Source organism: Macrococcus equi, assembly GCF_047426745.1.
GTDB lineage: Bacteria > Bacillota > Bacilli > Staphylococcales > Staphylococcaceae > Macrococcoides > Macrococcoides equi.
Genome location: NZ_CP179732.1, coordinates 2,106,080 through 2,124,383, shown reverse-complemented (window position 1 = coordinate 2,124,383; position 18,304 = coordinate 2,106,080). Strand labels below are relative to the sequence as shown.

Annotated in this window: 17 protein-coding genes; 14 read left to right on the top strand and 3 right to left on the bottom strand. The window is 34.4% G+C overall.

Features of this window, described 5'->3' with window-relative positions:
- From mutL to hfq, 8 genes are all read left to right on the top strand, one after another.
- Positions 1–1,947 (top strand): DNA mismatch repair endonuclease MutL, encoded by a 1,947-nt coding sequence (gene mutL, locus ACMGE6_RS11260; RefSeq protein ID WP_414046542.1) that lies wholly within the window; start codon positions 1–3, stop codon positions 1,945–1,947.
- 1 nt (position 1,948) lies between these two features.
- Positions 1,949–2,494, top strand: a complete 546-nt coding sequence (locus ACMGE6_RS11255; protein WP_414053847.1) for a glycerol-3-phosphate responsive antiterminator — start codon at positions 1,949–1,951, stop codon at positions 2,492–2,494.
- 133 nt (positions 2,495–2,627) lie between these two features.
- Positions 2,628–3,446 carry an MIP/aquaporin family protein gene (locus ACMGE6_RS11250; protein ID WP_414046540.1) on the top strand — a complete coding sequence of 273 codons (819 nt, stop codon included), beginning with the start codon at positions 2,628–2,630 and terminating at the stop codon, positions 3,444–3,446.
- A 37-nt stretch (positions 3,447–3,483) separates the two neighbouring features.
- Complete coding sequence (glpK, locus tag ACMGE6_RS11245; protein ID WP_414053846.1) at positions 3,484–4,989, top strand: glycerol kinase GlpK; 1,506 nt, start codon at positions 3,484–3,486, stop codon at positions 4,987–4,989.
- Positions 4,990–5,053: 64 nt separating this feature from the next.
- Positions 5,054–6,724, top strand: a complete 1,671-nt coding sequence (locus tag ACMGE6_RS11240) for a glycerol-3-phosphate dehydrogenase/oxidase (RefSeq protein WP_414053845.1) — start codon at positions 5,054–5,056, stop codon at positions 6,722–6,724.
- Positions 6,725–6,853: 129 nt separating this feature from the next.
- Positions 6,854–7,705: an alpha/beta fold hydrolase gene (locus ACMGE6_RS11235; protein ID WP_414053844.1), complete on the top strand. Its 852-nt coding sequence runs from the start codon at positions 6,854–6,856 to the stop codon at positions 7,703–7,705.
- A complete protein-coding gene (gene miaA, locus ACMGE6_RS11230; protein ID WP_414053843.1) occupies positions 7,698–8,636 on the top strand; it encodes a tRNA (adenosine(37)-N6)-dimethylallyltransferase MiaA in 939 nt (312 codons plus the stop codon). The genes ACMGE6_RS11235 and miaA overlap by 8 nt, the downstream gene beginning before the upstream one ends.
- Positions 8,620–8,817, top strand: a complete 198-nt coding sequence (gene hfq / locus ACMGE6_RS11225; RefSeq protein ID WP_414046535.1) for an RNA chaperone Hfq — start codon at positions 8,620–8,622, stop codon at positions 8,815–8,817. Before miaA ends, hfq begins: the two co-directional genes overlap by 17 nt.
- A 75-nt stretch (positions 8,818–8,892) precedes the next feature.
- Here hfq and ACMGE6_RS11220 read toward each other — a convergent pair whose 3' ends face one another.
- Positions 8,893–9,366 (bottom strand): glutathione peroxidase, encoded by a 474-nt coding sequence (locus tag ACMGE6_RS11220; protein ID WP_414046534.1) that lies wholly within the window; start codon positions 9,364–9,366, stop codon positions 8,893–8,895.
- A 66-nt stretch (positions 9,367–9,432) separates the two neighbouring features.
- Between ACMGE6_RS11220 and hflX the strand changes: the two genes are divergently transcribed.
- The 4 genes from hflX to glnA all read left to right on the top strand — a co-directional run bounded on the left by hflX (position 9,433) and on the right by glnA (position 13,822).
- Positions 9,433–10,776: a GTPase HflX gene (hflX, locus tag ACMGE6_RS11215; RefSeq protein ID WP_414053842.1), complete on the top strand. Its 1,344-nt coding sequence runs from the start codon at positions 9,433–9,435 to the stop codon at positions 10,774–10,776.
- Entirely contained in the window at positions 10,760–12,019 is a 1,260-nt protein-coding gene (locus ACMGE6_RS11210; RefSeq protein ID WP_414048048.1) for an aminotransferase class I/II-fold pyridoxal phosphate-dependent enzyme, read from the top strand. The genes hflX and ACMGE6_RS11210 overlap by 17 nt, the downstream gene beginning before the upstream one ends.
- A gap of 87 nt (positions 12,020–12,106) precedes the next feature.
- Entirely contained in the window at positions 12,107–12,466 is a 360-nt protein-coding gene (locus tag ACMGE6_RS11205; RefSeq protein WP_414046531.1) for a MerR family transcriptional regulator, read from the top strand.
- An 18-nt stretch (positions 12,467–12,484) separates the two neighbouring features.
- On the top strand, positions 12,485–13,822 hold the full coding sequence (gene glnA, locus ACMGE6_RS11200) for a type I glutamate--ammonia ligase (protein WP_414053841.1): 1,338 nt from the start codon (positions 12,485–12,487) through the stop codon (positions 13,820–13,822).
- A 213-nt stretch (positions 13,823–14,035) separates the two neighbouring features.
- Here glnA and ACMGE6_RS11195 read toward each other — a convergent pair whose 3' ends face one another.
- The gene (locus ACMGE6_RS11195) at positions 14,036–14,248 is read right to left on the bottom strand and encodes a KTSC domain-containing protein (RefSeq protein ID WP_414053840.1); all 213 of its coding nucleotides are present in this window, start codon (positions 14,246–14,248) and stop codon (positions 14,036–14,038) included.
- 286 nt (positions 14,249–14,534) lie between these two features.
- Between ACMGE6_RS11195 and ACMGE6_RS11190 the strand changes: the two genes are divergently transcribed.
- Positions 14,535–15,569, top strand: coding sequence for a DUF2332 family protein (locus ACMGE6_RS11190; protein ID WP_414053839.1), 1,035 nt, complete (start codon positions 14,535–14,537; stop codon positions 15,567–15,569).
- Between the two features lie 39 nt (positions 15,570–15,608).
- Here ACMGE6_RS11190 and ACMGE6_RS11185 read toward each other — a convergent pair whose 3' ends face one another.
- A complete protein-coding gene (locus ACMGE6_RS11185) occupies positions 15,609–16,949 on the bottom strand; it encodes an aspartate kinase (RefSeq protein WP_414053838.1) in 1,341 nt (446 codons plus the stop codon).
- A gap of 119 nt (positions 16,950–17,068) precedes the next feature.
- Here ACMGE6_RS11185 and ACMGE6_RS11180 point away from each other — a divergent pair, with 119 nt between their 5' ends.
- A complete protein-coding gene (locus ACMGE6_RS11180; RefSeq protein WP_414053837.1) occupies positions 17,069–18,304 on the top strand; it encodes a homoserine dehydrogenase in 1,236 nt (411 codons plus the stop codon).

Genomic DNA, 18,304 nt, shown 5'->3' with positions numbered 1-18,304 from the left:
ATGGGCGTTATTAAACAGCTGGAATCACAATTGAGTAATAAAATAGCAGCAGGCGAAGTTATTGAAAGACCTCAATCTGTTGTAAAAGAATTAGTTGAGAATGCAATTGATGCAGGTGGGACTAAAATTACTGTTACTGTTGAAGAATCAGGACTTAAAAAAATAAAAGTTACAGATAATGGTAGCGGTATCCATGAAGATGATCTGGAATTAATGTTTTTAAGACACGCAACCAGCAAAATAGCAGATGATCATGATCTCTTTCATATTAGAACGTTAGGATTTCGTGGCGAAGCACTTGCATCCATTGCGTCTGTAAGTCGAGTGACGGTGAATACATGTAGCGACAATGAGGTTGGTCATCAAATTAAAGTGGAAAATAGTCAGATTGTCAGCAGAAACTTACATGCTGCGCGTATTGGAACAGAGATGATTGTTGAAGATTTATTTTATAATACACCTGCACGTCTCAAATATGTCAAAAGCTTGCAAACAGAACTTGGAAAAATTACTGATATTATGAACAGGTTTATCATGAGCTTTCCGGATATTCAGTTTGCGCTTATTAGTGATGACAAGATTATTGTGCAATCTAAAGGTAATGGGAAGCTTAATGAAGCAATGGCAGTCATCTACGGAATGAAAATAGCGAAAGATATAGTTGAGATTAAAGGCCAGACGGGTGACTATCAAGTTCATGGTTATATTGCTAAGCCAGAACATACACGTAGTAATCGTCATTATATATCTTTATTTATCAATGGTAGGTATATTAAAAATTTTATGCTGACAAAGGCAATAATGAATGGTTTCCATACATTATTACCGATTGGACGTTATCCAATAGCAAGCATCCATATCACAATGGATCCAGCTCTTGTTGATGTAAATGTACATCCGACGAAACAGGAAGTAAGACTTTCAAAAGAGCAGGAACTTATGACATTGATCGAGCAATTAATCAAAGAGCAATTATTAGATCAAAATCTTATTCCTAAAGTCAATACAAAGAAGAAAGTATTGGAACAATTTGTACAGCAAAAGTTTGAATATGATCAACGTGTAAAAAGTGAAGTCATTAAGGAAAATCAAAGTGAAACACAGTTTAAAAAAAATCATCTTGAAGAGACTAATTCAGAAGAAAATCTTATGCCGAATCATCATAAGAGTGAACCAATTAATTTTATATCTACAGAGAATTCGCATCATGCAGAAGAAAGAAAAATGCATTTAAATGAGAGTGAAGCAGAGGATCAATCAGATTCAAGTGAAAATAAAAAAAATGAACAAGTAAGTGAAAATGTTTTAAGAGATTCTAAAGGAATAGATGATACTGAAGAAACAACTAGTGAAGATAAAGTGCTGCGCAAACTACCATACATGGAAGTTGTAGGCCAAGTACACGGTACATATATTGTTTGTCAAAATGATGAAGGTATGTTTATGATTGATCAGCATGCTGCTCAGGAAAGAATCAAATATGAATTTTATAAGCATCGTATCGGTGCAGCAGGTAATGAAACTCAATCACTATTATTTCCAATAAATATTCAGTTAACGCAGGATGAAGCAATGAAGTTTGATTTGCTTGAGCATAAACTTGGTGAAATTGGAATCACGCTTGAACACTTTGGAGGTAGAGACTACGTAATAAATGAAGTGCCTGTATGGTTTCCTGAAGATGCACAGCGAACGATTGAAGAATTGATCGAGTATTTATTTGAACACCAGTCTGTAGATTTAAATAAATTTAGAGAAGAAACAGCAATAATGATGAGCTGTAAAAAATCAATTAAAGCGAATCATTATTTAAAACATGAAGATATGGAGCGACTGATCAACGAATTGGCCCTCACAAATGAACCGTATACTTGTCCGCACGGAAGACCTATTACGATTCAATTTACAACGTATGAACTTGAAAAGTTGTTTAAACGGGTAATGTGATATGATTTTACCAGCGATTAGAACGATGAAAGATTTGGAAACATTCCTTCAGACGAATTATCAATATTGTGTTATCTTGGATGTCCATATTAGTCAATTAGAATCTATTCTCTCAATGCTGCATAATAATGAAAAATTAGCTTTCTTTCACATTGATTTAATTAAGGGACTGGCTATTGATGAAGCGGCAGTAGAATTTTTGATACAGAAGTACAAAGTTTATGGTGTTGTTACGACGAAACCGAAAGTCATTAAACGCGCGAAACAGCTGGGGGCTAAAACTATTCTACGCACTTTTATTATCGATTCTGGATCTCTGAAGAAAAGCCATCGTTTTATTGAAGCTTCCGAGCCGGATTATGTAGAAGTGTTACCAGGAATTGCTACAAAAATTATCAATAAGATGAGTCGAAATACTCAAATTAATATCATAGCAGGTGGTTTAATCGAGTCGACTGATGAAGTAGAAGAAGCGTTTAACAACGGCGCATCTTACGTGACAACGAGTAACAGAAGTTTATGGCAACATTATGAAAAGGAAAAATAGTTTGACAACGTTTTCATATTATAATACGATTGTTTTAAGTTAATATTTTGGGACGAGTAATAGAGACCTTTTTATCGTGTGATAAGGGGTCTCTTTGTCTTATTTTAACTTAATAATAAGATGAGGTGAAGTTATGAACGAATATTTAGCGGAGTTTGTAGGTACGGCAATTTTAATTTTATTTGGTGCTGGTGTCTGTGCCAATGTTAATTTAAAAGGAAGTTTTGCACGTGGAGCAGACTGGATTGTTATCGCTGTCGGATGGGGATTAGCGGTTACGATGGGTGTGTACGCTGTCGGAGCTATATCTGGCGCACACTTGAATCCAGCAGTGTCAATAGGTCTTGCAGTCAATGGTGATTTTGAATGGTCTAAAGTTCCAGGGTTTATTTTAAGTCAAATCGCTGGTGCTATGGTAGGTGCAGCAATTGTGTGGCTACACTTTATGCCACACTTTAAAGCTGAAGAAGATGCAGCTACAAAATTAGGTGTATTTGCAACCGGACCTGCATTTCCAAACTATTTTTCAAATTTTATTTCTGAGATTATCGGAACAGTTATTTTAATGATGGGTCTATTATTCATTGGTGGGAATAAGTTTGCAGATGGTCTGAATCCAGTTATCGTTGGGATTTTAATTATTGCAATTGGTTTAAGTTTAGGTGGTACAACAGGTTATGCAATAAATCCTGCACGTGACTTTGGTCCGAGACTTGCACACTTTATTTTACCGATACCTGGAAAAGGTACTTCAAACTTTAAATATGCAATCGTACCTATATTAGGTCCTATTGCTGGTGGGATGTTTGGTGCATCGTTATTTAGAATGTTATTTAAAGGTAAATTTGAAATGATTGATATGATAAGTATTGTGGTATTGATTGTAGTATTAATTTTAGGTGTGATTCTAAATAAAGTGATTCTAAAAGAAAATGCTTCAGCATTACGCTAAAAATTCATTAAAATAATCGATAAAAGGGGATAATCATATGGAAAAATATATTTTAAGTATTGATCAGGGAACGACAAGTACACGTGCAATGTTAGTTGACCACGCTGGAGATATTAAAGGTGTCGCTCAACGTGAATTTAAACAGCATTTCCCTCAGTCTGGCTGGGTAGAGCATGATGCGAATGAAATTTGGTCTTCAGTATTGTCATGTATTTCGAGTGTACTCATTGAATCTGATGTGAAAGCAGAGCAGATTGCAGGTATCGGTATAACGAACCAGCGTGAAACAGCTGTAGTATGGGATAAAAATACACAAAAGCCAGTTTATCATGCGATTGTATGGCAGTCTCGTCAAACTCAGGATATTTGTAATGATTTAAAAGCTAAAGATCTTGAACAAATATTTAGAGATAAAACAGGATTACTGCTAGACCCATATTTTTCAGGAACGAAAGTTAAATGGATTCTTGATAACGTGGATGGAGCGCGTGAAAAAGCTGAAAAAGGTGACTTACTATTTGGAACGATTGATACATGGATTGCATGGAAGTTATCTGGTGGTAAAGCCCACGTAACAGATTATTCTAATGCCAGCCGAACATTAATGTATAATATTTATGATTTACAGTGGGATGAAGAGCTTCTTGAATATCTTACTGTACCAAAATCAATGCTACCTGAAGTTAAACCTTCTAGTGAAGTATATGCTCATACTGATTCACCGCATTTCTTTGGTAATGAAATCCCTATTGCAGGGATTGCAGGAGATCAGCAAGCTGCACTATTTGGGCAAGCTTGTTTCAATGCCGGGGAAGCTAAGAATACCTATGGTACAGGGTGCTTTATGTTAATGAATACTGGAGAAAAGTCGGTTAAGTCAGAAAGTGGTTTACTGACAACTTTAGCTTATGGCATCGATGGAAAAGTGAATTATGCACTTGAAGGTTCAATTTTTGTTGCAGGTAGTGCCATTCAATGGCTTAGAGATGGTATGAGAATGGTGAAAGAAGCACCTCAAACTGAAAATTATGCAAAACGTGTTAGCTCAACTGAAGGTGTATATGTAGTACCAGCATTTGTTGGACTAGGGACACCGTACTGGGACTCTGAAGCACGTGGTGCAGTATTCGGTTTAACGCGAGGTACAGAAAAAGAACACTTTATACGCGCAACACTTGAAAGTTTAGCTTACCAGACACGTGATGTACTTGATGCGATGGAGAAAGACTCTGGTATCGAACTTAAGAAATTACGCGTTGATGGTGGTGCAGTAAAAAATAATTTCCTGATGCAATTTCAGTCAGACATTTTAAATGTGCCAGTTGAAAGACCTGAAAACAATGAAACAACAGCTTTAGGAGCTGCATATCTTGCAGGTATTGCAGTTGGTTTCTGGTCATCAAAAGATGAAATAAAAGAAAAGTTCCAGTTAGATAAACAATTCGATCCACAAATGGATGATGAGACACGTCAAGATCTTTATGAAGGCTGGCAAACAGCTGTAAAAGCAACGCAAGTATTCAAACGTCAAAAAAGAAAATAGTAAACAAATAGCAGATGGTAAATAGGGTATAGTGTACTATCTTAAAAATTTTGGAGGAATGATTATGAAGTTATCAAGTCTAAATCGTACAAAGATAATAAACCGTATGCAGAATAATGAGTATGATGTTGTCATTATCGGTGGGGGTATTACCGGCGCAGGTATCGCGCTGGATGCAGCACAACGTGGTATGAAAGTAGCACTTGTTGAAATGCAGGACTTTGCTTCAGGGACTTCAAGCCGTTCAACAAAACTAGTGCATGGCGGATTACGTTATTTAAAACAGTTGCAAGTTGGTGTTGTTTCTGAAACTGGAAAAGAACGTGCAATTGTTTATGAGAATGGTCCACATGTCACAACTCCGGAACGTATGCTGCTTCCAATGCATAAAGGTGGTACGTTTGGTCCAACGACAACTTCACTTGCTTTAAAGGTATATGATTATTTAGCTGAAGTTAAGAAATCTGAACGCCGTGTTATGTTGTCAGCAAAAGAAACTTTAGCAAAAGAACCATTAGTAAAACCAGATGGATTACGTGGTGGTGGCTATTATGTAGAATATAAAACTGATGACGCGCGTATGACGATTGAAGTAATGAAAAAAGCTGCGGAATTTGGTGCAGATATTGTTAACTATGTTAAAGCAACTGGTTTTACTTATGATAAGAAAAAAGTAAGTGGTATCACTGCGACTGATTTAATTGGAAATCATAAGTTAAATATTAAATCAAAAAAAGTAATCAATGCATCTGGACCTTGGGTTGATGAAGTCCGTGGTGCTGATTACTCTAAGAATAATAAGCAACTACGTTTAACAAAAGGTATTCATTTAGTATTTGATCAAAGTGATTTTCCGTTACGTCAAGCGGTCTATTTTGATACTGAACATGATAAACGTATGATTTTTGCGATACCACGTGAAGGTAAAACTTATGTAGGTACGACCGATACTTTTTATAATAATGATAAGCAAAACCCTAAAGTAACTCAGGAAGACCGTGATTATATTATCGATGCCATCAACTATATGTTCCCAAGTGTTGAAGTAAATGATGAGGACATCGAGTCTACATGGGCAGGTATTCGTCCATTAATTTTAGAAAAAGGTAAAGATCCATCTGAAATTTCTCGTAAAGATGAAATTTGGGAAGGTAAGTCTGGCTTACTGACAATTGCAGGCGGTAAATTAACAGGATACCGTCATATGGCTCAGGATATTGTTGATTTACTTGCAAAACGTTTAAAAGATGAATATAAACTTAAATTTGCTGATAGTCGCACGAAAGATACGCCGATGTCCGGTGGCGATGTGGGTGGAAGTGCTAACTTTGAAAGTTATATTGAAGCGCATATCAATCCTCAATTATTTAATATACTTTCTCGTGAGGAGCAAGTTAGTATTATTCGCAAATATGGCTCTAATCATGATGATTTGTTTACAATCGCTCAAATTTGTGGAGAAAAAACTTTTAAAGGTTTACCAATTAGTTTGTATGCTGAGCTTGTTTACGGTATTCAAAATGAGATGGTATATCAACCAACGGACTTTATCATTCGTCGTACTGGGGACCTTTATTTCAATATTCAGCAAGCATTTAAATATAAACAGGCTATCGTTGATGTGTTAGCTGAGTTATTGCATTATGATGCGAGTGAAAAAGAATTATATACAAAATTACTTGAAGATAAAATTTCTGAAGCAGTAAAGCCAAGTATTCAAGTTTCAGTTGAATAAAAAAATAAGGTATGCATTAAAATAATCTGTCGTTATGGCAGGTTATTTTTTTTAATGTATAATATTTGTGAGGTGATTAATATCATAAATCCAGAATATAAACGCATCACATTAAAAGATAATACCCAAATGGAACTTATAGTAATTCAGCCACAAAACCCTATAGGTATTGTGCAGATTCTGCATGGCATGAGTGAACATATTGATCGTTATATCAATGTGGCACATTTTTTTAGTCAATTAGGATATTTAGTCATCATGCATAATCAACGTGGACACGGTAAACAAATTGAAGAATCATTAAGAGGTCATTTTGATAGTATTATCCAATTGGTCGATGATGCATATGAAATATTTAAAACATTTCAGCACCCAGGGCGTACGATTCTACTTGGCCATTCGATGGGAAGCATTATTGCACGCAAGTATATCACGCGATATCCAGAAGTTTTTAGCGATTGTATATTAGTTGGAACGGGATATTATGATATGAATTATCGCAGTTCGATTAAACTGTTAGAATCACTTATAAAAATTCACGGAGAAACAAAAATATTAAAAAGTGTAAACCAAATGAGTGCCAGACAGTTTAACAAGAAGTTTAAACCATTAAGGACTGAGAGTGACTGGTTAAGTCTTAATCCGGATAATGTCGATGCGTTTGTGAGAGATCCGTACTGTGGATTCAATGTTTCTCTTCAAGTGATGTTATCGATTGCAGAATGTATGGGTGAAACGCAAAAGAGTAAGTCAATCAAGTTAATCAATCCTGACACCAATCTGTTATTCGTATCAGGGATGGATGATCCGTTTTCTAATTACGGAAAAGGAATACACAAACTTGCAAAAAAATATAAAAAGTTCGGTGTCGATAATGTTACGGTGCAACTATACGCACGTTCCCGTCATGAAGTGCTGAATGAAGTGAACCAACAAGAAGTTTTAAACAACATTGGAAAGTGGTTAAAAAGAAATGAATAAAATACCTTTAATTGTAATTGTCGGACCAACAGCTGTTGGAAAAACAGCGTTAAGTATTGAAATAGCTAAAAGAGTGAACGGTGAAATTATTAGTGGCGATGCTATTCAAGTCTATCGTGGCATGGATATTGGCAGTGCAAAAATCACTGCTGATGAAATGGAAGGTATTCCGCATCATTTGATAGATATATTAGATCCTGACGAAAGTTATTCTGCAGCCCAGTTTAAAGCACATGCAGAACCAATCATCGAGGATATTTATGCAAGAGGGAAGACACCGATGGTAGTTGGTGGTACAGGTTTATATATACAGAGCTTACTGTACCAGTATAAATTTGAAGAAGAAGATTTAAAATTGAAAAGTTTTTTACAGGAAAAATACAAAAATTATAATGCAGAAAATTTGTATGAGCACTTAAAAATAATTGATCCAAAAGCTGCAGCATCGATACATCCTAACAATAAACAACGCGTCATGCGTGCAATTATTTATTTTGAATTACATAATAAATCAATCACAACTCAAAAAAAAAGTCAGACAATCAGCGAAAAATATGATACAGTTATTATAGGACTTAATATGCCGCGTCCTATATTATATAATAGAATCAACCATCGTGTATTACTCATGATTGACCAGGGACTGGTACAAGAAGTGAGTAACTTAATAGACAGTGGCTGTAGAGATAAACAAAGCATGACTGCAATAGGGTATAAAGAGATAATTCCTTATATAGATGGAGAAGTTTCATTGAATAAAGCGGTAGAAAGTTTGCAGCAAAATTCTAGGAATTTCGCAAAGCGTCAATTGACATGGTTTAATAATCAAATGTCAGTTGAATGGTTTGACAGTAGTGATCTATCCATATCAGCTATGGGTGATCAAATTATGACAAATATTGAGGGGAATTATTATGACAAATTCAGGTAATCTGCAGGATGCATTTTTAGAGAAGTACAAATCAAGTGGAACAGAACTTACTGTTTTCTTAACGAACGGTTTTCAAATGAAAGGTATCGTATTAGACTATGATAAATATGTTATTTTGTTAAGCGTGGGAGACAAAGAAAACTTAATTTATAAACATGCAATCAGTACTTTCGTAGAATAATGTAATGCAAACAAAACGATAGAACAAATCCAGTGATGGATTTGTTCTTTTTTTCGTGCTTTTTTCATACAATTGCTATAGTACTTTTTCGATGTCGCTTGTTAATTGTTCTGGTGTTTTAGTTGGTGCGTAACGCCCAACCACGTTACCTTCTTTATCGACTAAGAATTTCGTGAAGTTCCATTTAATCTTATCACCGAGTAAGCTTTTTGATTCTTTTTTTAAATGCTGAAATAATGGATGTGCATTTTCTCCATTAACATCAATTTTATCATGCATCGGGAAAGTTACTCCGAAGTTTAAACGGCAATTTTGTTCTGCTTCGGCACCATCACCAGGTTCCTGATTACCGAATTGGTTACATGGGAACCCTAAGACTACAAAATCTTGATCCTTAAATTGTTGATATACTTTCTCTAAGCCGTCGAATTGTTTCGTAAATCCACATTCACTAGCAGTATTGACGATTAATAGTGCTTTACCTTTATATTTCGATAATTCATATGTTTCATGTTTTGTATTTGTTACAGCAATATCATAAATTGACATAAAAATTCATCCTTCCTGCTTGTTTATTTTTGTATTTTACCGCAAACTAATGTAAGAGGTGATATTTTGAACGATACACATGTAACAATCGAACGTGCTCTTATTATAGCAGTTCATTTAAAAAAAGAATCGGATTTTGACTTCCAGGCGAGTGTTTCAGAAATTAAATCATTATGTGAAACTGCTGGGCTTGAAGTTGTTGATACAGTAATACAAAATAAAGACCGAAAAGATCATTCTTTCTATCTTGGAAAAGGTAAAATCGAAGAAATAATCGAACTTAAAGAACGAGAGGATATAGAGTTTGATGTAGTAGTGGTTAACGACGAATTAACGAATTCACAATCAAAACGATTAAATGAAATGTTAGATGCAAAGATTATTGATAGAACTCAAGTTATACTTGATATTTTTGCTCAGCGTGCGAAAAGTAGAGAAGGTAAACTGCAAGTTGAACTGGCACAATTAGAATATTTACTGCCGCGATTATCAGGACATGGACAGTCGTTATCGCGTTTAGGTGGTGGAATTGGTACACGTGGGCCAGGTGAAACGAAGCTTGAAATGAATAGACGTCATATTCGAAATAAAATTCATGATATTAAGACCCAACTTGAAGTGATAAAGGATCATCGTAAACGATATCGTGAAAATAGACAGAAGAAACAAATGTTCCAAGTCGCTCTAGTTGGTTACACAAATGCGGGGAAATCAACGTGGTTTAATCAATTGACTGAAAGTGATACTTTCATGGAAGATAAACTATTTGCAACGCTTGATCCGAAAAGTAAAATAATGAAAGTGAATGATGGCTTTAATATTTTATTAAGTGACACTGTAGGTTTTATTCAACAACTACCGACACATTTAGTCGAGGCATTTAGTTCAACTTTAGAAGAGGCGAAATATGCTGATGTTATAATACATGTCGTTGATAGAAGTCATCCAAATTACATAAACCATATCGAAACGGTTAATACAATTCTATCTGAACTTGAAATGAAACATATACCGATATTGACTGTTTATAATAAAAAGGATCTATTAGCAAATGAAATTTTACCGACAGGTCCTCATCAAATCTTAGTTTCAGTTTACGATCCTGCTGACGAAGTTCGTTTAAAAGATGCATTAATTAACATAATTAAGAACGAAATGACGAAGTATCATATTCAAATGTTAGATTATGATGGTCAAACAATTTCGACTTTGAAACAAACAACGCTTGTTGAACAAATACAATTCAATGAAGATATTAATTTATATGAAATTACCGGATATGAAAATCCACAGAACGGCGTTACGGAACAATTAATTAACAATAAATCGATAGAAAATTTGAATACAGAATATATAAAACAAGACAAATTAATATCAGAAACAGAGGAAACCAATGGAAATAACGAATAACAATGCATTACAAGTATTAATCAATAAAACAGATGAAAAAATAGTTGAACAGTTTAAAACGATTGAACAAATGGCTTTATTTAATCAAAAAAAGGTGTTAGATGCATTTAGCCAAGTTAAAATATCAGAAGGAGATTTGACAGGGTCAAATGGTTATGGATACGACGATTTAGGTCGTGATAATCTTGAAGCTGTATACAGTCATGTTTTCAAAGCAGAAGATTCGATTGTCAGACCACAAGTGATATCAGGTACTCATGCCATAACACTTGCATTACAAGCTAATTTAATGCACGGCGATGAATTGATTTATATTTCTGGTAAACCATATGATACATTGCTTGAAGTAATCGGTGTAGAAGGGAACGGCATTGGTTCTTTAATAGAACAAGGCGTGAAGTATCAGCACATCGATTTAAAAGACAATCAAATAGATGTTGAATCAGTGCTCGATGTAATGTCAGACCAGACAAAAATAATTGCTATTCAACGTTCAAAAGGATATAGTTCTAGACCATCATTAACAATTGCTCAGATTGAAACAGCGATAAATGCAATTAAGCAGGTTTATCCAGAGGTGATTATCTTTGTTGATAATTGTTACGGGGAATTTGTTGAAGACAAAGAGCCTGTAGAAGTAGGTGCTGATTTAATAGCAGGAAGTCTTATCAAAAACCCTGGTGGCGGTATATGTAAAATAGGTGGCTATATCTCTGGAAGAAAAGATTTAATTGAGCGTATTGGATATCGATTGACTGCACCTGGTATAGGTAAAGAAGCGGGGGCTTCTCTTTATAGTCTACATGAAATGTATCAAGGTTTCTTCTTAAGTCCACATGTTGTGAGTCAGGCGTTAAAAGGTGCTGTATTTACTAGCGCTATCCTGTCGTCATTAGGTCTTGAGACTACGCCGGGGTATAACGATAAACGCACAGATTTAATACAATCTGTCACATTTAACGATAAAGAAAAAATGATATTATTTTGTCAGGCGATACAAAGTGCCTCACCCATTAATTCTCAGTTTCTTCCGATGCCAGCATATATGCCGGGATACACAGATGATGTAATCATGGCTGCTGGTACATTTATTCAAGGTGCCTCAATTGAGTTAACGGCAGATGCTCCAGTGCGTCCTCCTTACGAAGCATACATTCAAGGTGGATTAACTTACGAACACGTTAAACTTGCAATCATTAAAGCGATAGAAAACTTAATCGACAATGATGTCATTCTGCTTTAATTTAATCCATGTGAGGAAACCTCACATGGATTTGTTTTTTGAATTAAAGTGTGTTAATTTATAAATAGTTCTTATTGGAGGTGCAAAATGGCAGGTGATACTGTAAGAAGAAACATGCCGGTATTTCCAATTGGAGTAGTAATGAAATTAACTGAGCTCACCGCCAGGCAAATTCGTTATTACGAAGAACAACAATTGATTCAACCTGAGCGTACATCAGGTAATCAGCGTTTATTTTCGATGAATGATCTTGATACATTGTTAGATATTAAACTTTTACTTGAGAAGGGATTTAATATGAAGCGAATTAAAGAGATTATGTCTGAGGATAAAGCTGACAAAGTAACTTCGTATGAAGTGAAAGAAAAATTGTATGATGATGTTAGTCATTTAACGGGTACAGAAATACCCATTAACCGTGGAGATTTATCAAGATTTTTTAAATAAATTTTATTGGAGGCTATTATGGCTAAGTACACTAAGGAAGATATTAAAAGATTTGCAGAAGAACAAAATGTACGTTATTTAAGATTACAATTCACTGATATTTTAGGTGTTATTAAAAACGTTGAAATTCCTATCAGTCAGTTAGACAAAGCATTAGATAATGAAATGATGTTTGATGGATCTTCAATTGAAGGATTTGTACGTATTGAAGAATCTGACATGAAATTATATCCTGATTTAGATACTTGGGTTATTTTCCCTTGGACTTCAGACAAAGGTAAAGTTGCACGTTTAATCTGTGATATTTATAAACCAGACGGTACACCATTTGCAGGAGACCCACGTTCAAACTTAAAACGCATTCTTCAGGAAATGAAAGATTTAGGATTCACAGATTTCAACTTAGGGCCAGAACCTGAATTCTTCTTATTTAAATTAGACGAAAAAGGAGAGCCAACATTAGAATTAAATGACCAAGGTGGATACTTTGACTTAGCGCCAACGGATTTAGGTGAAAACTGCCGTCGTGATATCGTATTAGAATTAGAAGACATGGGCTTTGATATTGAAGCAAGTCACCATGAAGTTGCACCTGGGCAACATGAAATTGACTTTAAATATGCTGATGCAATCACTGCATGTGATAACATCCAAACATTTAAATTAGTCGTTAAAACAATTGCACGTAAACATAATTTACATGCTACATTTATGCCTAAACCATTATATGGTTTAAGTGGATCAGGAATGCACTTTAATGTGTCTTTATTTAAAGGACCAAAAGAGAATGCATTCTATGATGAAAATGGTGATATGCAGTTATCTGACGATGCACGTCACTTTATTGCAGGTATTATGAAACATGCACGTGGATTCACAGCAGTATGTAACCCATTAGTAAACTCATACAAACGTTTAGTACCAGGATACGAAGCACCTGTATATGTTGCATGGAGTGGACAAAACCGCTCTCCATTAATTCGTATTCCTTCATCTCGTGGATTATCAACACGCGTTGAAGTACGTTCAGTAGATCCAGCTGCTAACCCATACATGGCATTAGCTATAATTTTACAAGCAGGATTAGATGGTATTAAAAATAAATTAGAAGCGCCAGCACCAGTAGATCAAAACATCTATGAAATGAATCGTGAAGAGCGCGAAGCAGTTGGTATTGAAGACTTACCATCAACTTTATATACTGCGATTAAAGCAATGCGTGAAGACGGCTTAATGAAAGAAGCATTAGGAGAACACATTTACCGTCAGTTCGTTAAATCTAAAGGTATCGAATGGGATATGTACCGTTTACAAGTATCTGAGTGGGAAATTGAACAGTATTTAAAACAATATTAATCATTGAAACCGTTGACCTGTAAGGGTTGACGGTTTTTTGTTTTGAGAAAAACTGAGACAAATAATCAAATATAATGATAGTTTGTCTCAGAAATGTCTCAAATGATTTTTAGAATAATTTAATAAAAATTATGAGGTTGTATACAAACATTAAAAACCACCGAAACATGTGTTCGGTGGTAAATATTTATGTAATACTTAATTCTCCATGGCTTAAGCGGGACGATAATAATGGGCACCAATAATATGGTTTTCTAAATATGTTCCTTTTGAGTCTGAAACAAGTAAATTTGAATATTTTTCAGAAGGTACATCTGAGTATTTATATGTACACCCATTCTGAAATCTAACGAACAATTCATTTCTTGCGTAATCATATCCAACTGCACTAATTTTTGAACTTGCTACTGGAATCATTTGAATCATTCTTTCCACCCCCTTATTTCATTATAATGCAAGCGGTTACATTTTAGGAAGAAAAATATTTTGTTTTTTCGTATTTTTTAAAAATTTTTGAACATTTAATTTTTTATTCGTAATTAATTAAGTAATGATTAAAAATTATTAAAATTCTGTTAAAGTGGGTAAAGTACTGTTGTATATCTTGAGGGATTGCTATATGATGTTTGAGATATGGGTTAATAATTATTTATATTTTATTATGATATATAAAGAATTAATAGTTATAAATAAATTCAATGGAGGCAAAATCATGCCGGAAAAAATAAAAAAACAGTTCGAAGCTTATTCTGAAGCAGTGGCAGATGATAGTCCTTTTTACAGCTATTTGACGCACCATCTTGCTCAAGACGACAAATTAATGGCATCCATCAAACCGTATTTTTTTAATGCTCATTTTATATCTTTGTATTTAGCATCTGTCATTAAACATTTGTACTTACGTGAAGATGAGTTAAGAGAATATTATCAGAACTTTACGACTGAACCTAAAAAGCCTTCTAAAGAGTGTATCAAATTATTCCTCCGTTTTCAGAATGAACATTTTCAGTCGATTATCAATGACACACAACATTATAACCTGAAAAAAAATATCGTGGAAAGATCTTCTGTGCTTATTCCAGTCTTTCAGCATATTATTAAAATGAGTGGTCAGGATCAGTTCAATGTTGTTGAACTTGGATCAAAGGGTGGCTTACTGCTTAACTATGACTGGTATGGTTATACATTTAATAAAAAAACAGAAATTGGGAATACAAAGGACTTTAATATTAAAGTAAAACTTAATGATTATGATGAGGGGTTTGAAATAAGTGAACTTGCACATCCACATAATAAAATTGGTATTACGCAGCATAAAATTGATTTGAAACTCGATGAAGAATATTACTGGATGATGAGTCTTTATTACCCTGAAGAAGTAAAACGTCGTAAACATTTTATGAAAGCCCGTAAAGTATTTCTGGAACATCCTGTAGATATTATTGAAGGGGATGAGTTAGAGTTATTAGCTGAAGTACTAAAAGAATTGCCACAAAATGAGGCAGTTATATTATTCCATGTACATGTCACAAAAAGCTGGTCTGATGAGAAGAAACAGAAGTTGATGCAAGTGATTACAGATTTTTCAGCAACACATGAAATTTATCATGTGCATCATCAAATTTTTAATAGTGATATATATCTTGATTCGTATAATGCAGGTAAACTTTATCGTCAGAAGTTAGCACATTTTGATCTAAACGCACTAACGATTGACTGGCTTCACAATCAAAAAGTGATGCTATAAATATCACAGAACCGAGCAACTCGGTTCTGTTTTTTGATTTTAAAAAAATGCATTATATATGGCTTTTACCGCGTCTTTTTCAGCATCTCCATCTATTCCAAACATCATACTTATTTCTGAAGATCCCTGGTTAATCATTTTTAAATTGATATTGCTTTGTTTAAAAGCTTCAGTTGCTTTATTAGCTGTTCCAATCTGAGTTTTCATCCCCAATCCTACAATCATAAGGATGGCTATATTATCCTCGACAGAAATTTCATCCACTTCAAGTTCTCGTTGTATCGCTGAAATTAGTGCTTCTAACTTGTTACTTACTTGATTCTCACGAATGATAATACTGATATCATCTATTCCAGAGGGCATATGTTCATAAGAAATATTAAATTGCTCTAAAATCGATAAAAGTCTGCGCGTAAATCCAATTTCTCTATTCATTAAATATTTTGTCATATTAATACTTACAAATCCTTTATCACAACTTACGCCCACAACACCTGTTGAAGGTCGGGATCTTTTAACCATAGTACCAGGGTGTACGGGATCATTAGTGTTTTTGATATTCACGGGAATACCTTCTTTAAAAAGAGGCATAAGTGCTTCATCATGAAATACTTTAAATCCTGCATATGACAATTCGCGCATTTCAGCATATGTAAGATTATGTATGATAGAAGGTTGTTCGATAATATTTGGATTTGCAGCAAATATACCTGATACATCAGTAAAGTTTTCATATAATTCTGCATTCACACTTCTTGCAAGAATAGCACCTGTGATATCACTTCCGCCTCTAGAGAAAGTAACGTGATCTCCCTCTTTATTTACACCAAAAAAACCAGGAATAATTATTTTTCCTTCTATATTACTGATTACTTTGTTGATGAGGTCATAACTTTCTGACTGAATGATAGCATTACCGGGCTCATCGCTGACCAACATATTTAACTGATTAGGAGAAAGATAGGTCGTTTTGATACCTTTTTGAGAGTTATAGGCTGCGATAATTTGAGCATTAAAATCTTCACCTGAACTCTTAAGTGCATCTAGTAAGCGCAATGGTTGATTATTATATTTTTTGATATAACTTTCTAATATAATTTTAAATTTATCGATTAATGAATCATTGAGTTTAAGTTCCTGCTCAATAGAAGAAAAACGCGTTAGAACATCATTAATTTCTTTATCGAAATTTTCACTTAATAAAACTTTATCGTATAATTGAATTAATAAGTCTGTCACTTTAATATCGTCTGCATGTCGCTTCCCGGGAGCTGAAACAATTGCGATGCGTCTATCATTACTGGTATTGATAATGTTTAATACCTTTTTAATTTGTTCTGCATTTGCAACACTACTTCCACCAAATTTACATACTATCATTATCAACACTCATTTCTTTTTATATTTTAAGCTTTACTTTATTAATGACTTAGTTATACTATAAATATAATTCTTTTTCAAGAGTACAAATGTATTTACTAGAAAAACAGGAGGTTCTCATGAAATATTTAAATATTGGTATTTTAGGATTGGGTACAGTTGGAACAGGAGTTGTACGTATCATAGAAGAAAACAGAGAACAATTTATTGAAAAATTAGGAACGGATATTAATATCAGTGCAATTGGTGTTAGAAATTTAGAAAAAAACAGGGATATCGATACTTCCAAATACAATTTAACCAATGATTTAAAGTCTATTGTGAATAGTGAAATAGATATTCTTGTAGAAGTGATGGGTGGTATTGATGACACGTATGAATTACTTAAAACGGCCTTACATAATAAAATACATGTGATAACTGCAAATAAAGATTTATTAGCAGAACATCTTGAGACGTTAGAAAAGTTGTCCTGTAAATCTGGTGTGGCCTTAAAATATGAGGCTGCAGTGGCTGGAGGCATTCCAATCATCAATGCATTGAATTACGGACTAAGTGCCAATGGTATTACACATTTTATGGGTATTTTTAATGGCACAAGTAACTTTATCTTAAGTAAGATGAGTAATGAAAATATGACTTATGAAGATGCGCTAAGCCTCGCTACAGAATTGGGATATGCAGAAGCAGATCCAACAGCCGATGTCGATGGTATCGATGCACAACGAAAAGTGGTTATTATGAGCTACCTGGCGTTTAACCAGTTTAGTAAACTTGACGATTGTTCAGTTCAAGGTATACGTGATGTCAGCTTGAGTCATATAGAACTTGCTAAGCAGTTGGGTTATCGTATAAAACTGATTGGTAATGGATACTATGATGGTAAACGAGCTAAATTGTCCGTTGCACCGACAGCACTTCCTGACCGTCACCAATTAGCGCATGTGGAAGATGAATATAATGCCATTTATATCGATGGAAATGCCGTAGGTGATACGATGTACTACGGAAAGGGTGCTGGAAGCCTTGCAACAGGAAGTGCAGTTGTCAGTGATTTAATGCATATTATCGAACTGATCGGAACTAAAAAGCTTAATCTACCGTTGCATCTTGAGGTGGGTTCAACTGTAGAACAATCACTTGAGAAAATAAATATCCTTATAATGCTTGATCTGTATGCAGATAGTAATTTAGAAGAAATACTTTCTTGCATAAATGGCTTACGCTATCTTGTACAAGATGGTATTGCTGCAATAGAATGTACTGGAAAAAGTTTAGAAGAATACAAAGCTATCGTAAAATATGTGGAAAGTTTAGACATGAACTATAAAATTTATAATATTGAGGGTGTTTAA

Excerpts from the sequence above, each read along its gene's own strand:
- glpK (WP_414053846.1), top strand. The coding sequence starts at position 3,484 with ATGGAAAAATATATTTTAAGTATTGATCAGGGAACGACAAGTACACGT.
- ACMGE6_RS11205 (WP_414046531.1), top strand. The coding sequence starts at position 12,107 with ATGGCAGGTGATACTGTAAGAAGAAACATGCCGGTATTTCCAATTGGA.
- ACMGE6_RS11195 (WP_414053840.1), bottom strand. The coding sequence starts at position 14,248 with ATGATTCAAATGATTCCAGTAGCAAGTTCAAAAATTAGTGCAGTTGGA.
- ACMGE6_RS11185 (WP_414053838.1), bottom strand. The coding sequence starts at position 16,949 with ATGATAGTATGTAAATTTGGTGGAAGTAGTGTTGCAAATGCAGAACAA.
- ACMGE6_RS11190 (WP_414053839.1), top strand. The coding sequence starts at position 14,535 with ATGCCGGAAAAAATAAAAAAACAGTTCGAAGCTTATTCTGAAGCAGTG.
- ACMGE6_RS11210 (WP_414048048.1), top strand. The coding sequence starts at position 10,760 with ATGGAAATAACGAATAACAATGCATTACAAGTATTAATCAATAAAACA.
- ACMGE6_RS11220 (WP_414046534.1), bottom strand. The coding sequence starts at position 9,366 with ATGTCAATTTATGATATTGCTGTAACAAATACAAAACATGAAACATAT.
- ACMGE6_RS11180 (WP_414053837.1), top strand. The coding sequence starts at position 17,069 with ATGAAATATTTAAATATTGGTATTTTAGGATTGGGTACAGTTGGAACA.
- ACMGE6_RS11235 (WP_414053844.1), top strand. The coding sequence starts at position 6,854 with ATGGAACTTATAGTAATTCAGCCACAAAACCCTATAGGTATTGTGCAG.
- miaA (WP_414053843.1), top strand. The coding sequence starts at position 7,698 with ATGAATAAAATACCTTTAATTGTAATTGTCGGACCAACAGCTGTTGGA.
- ACMGE6_RS11255 (WP_414053847.1), top strand. The coding sequence starts at position 1,949 with ATGATTTTACCAGCGATTAGAACGATGAAAGATTTGGAAACATTCCTT.
- ACMGE6_RS11250 (WP_414046540.1), top strand. The coding sequence starts at position 2,628 with ATGAACGAATATTTAGCGGAGTTTGTAGGTACGGCAATTTTAATTTTA.
- glnA (WP_414053841.1), top strand. The coding sequence starts at position 12,485 with ATGGCTAAGTACACTAAGGAAGATATTAAAAGATTTGCAGAAGAACAA.
- mutL (WP_414046542.1), top strand. The coding sequence starts at position 1 with ATGGGCGTTATTAAACAGCTGGAATCACAATTGAGTAATAAAATAGCA.
- ACMGE6_RS11240 (WP_414053845.1), top strand. The coding sequence starts at position 5,054 with ATGAAGTTATCAAGTCTAAATCGTACAAAGATAATAAACCGTATGCAG.
- hfq (WP_414046535.1), top strand. The coding sequence starts at position 8,620 with ATGACAAATTCAGGTAATCTGCAGGATGCATTTTTAGAGAAGTACAAA.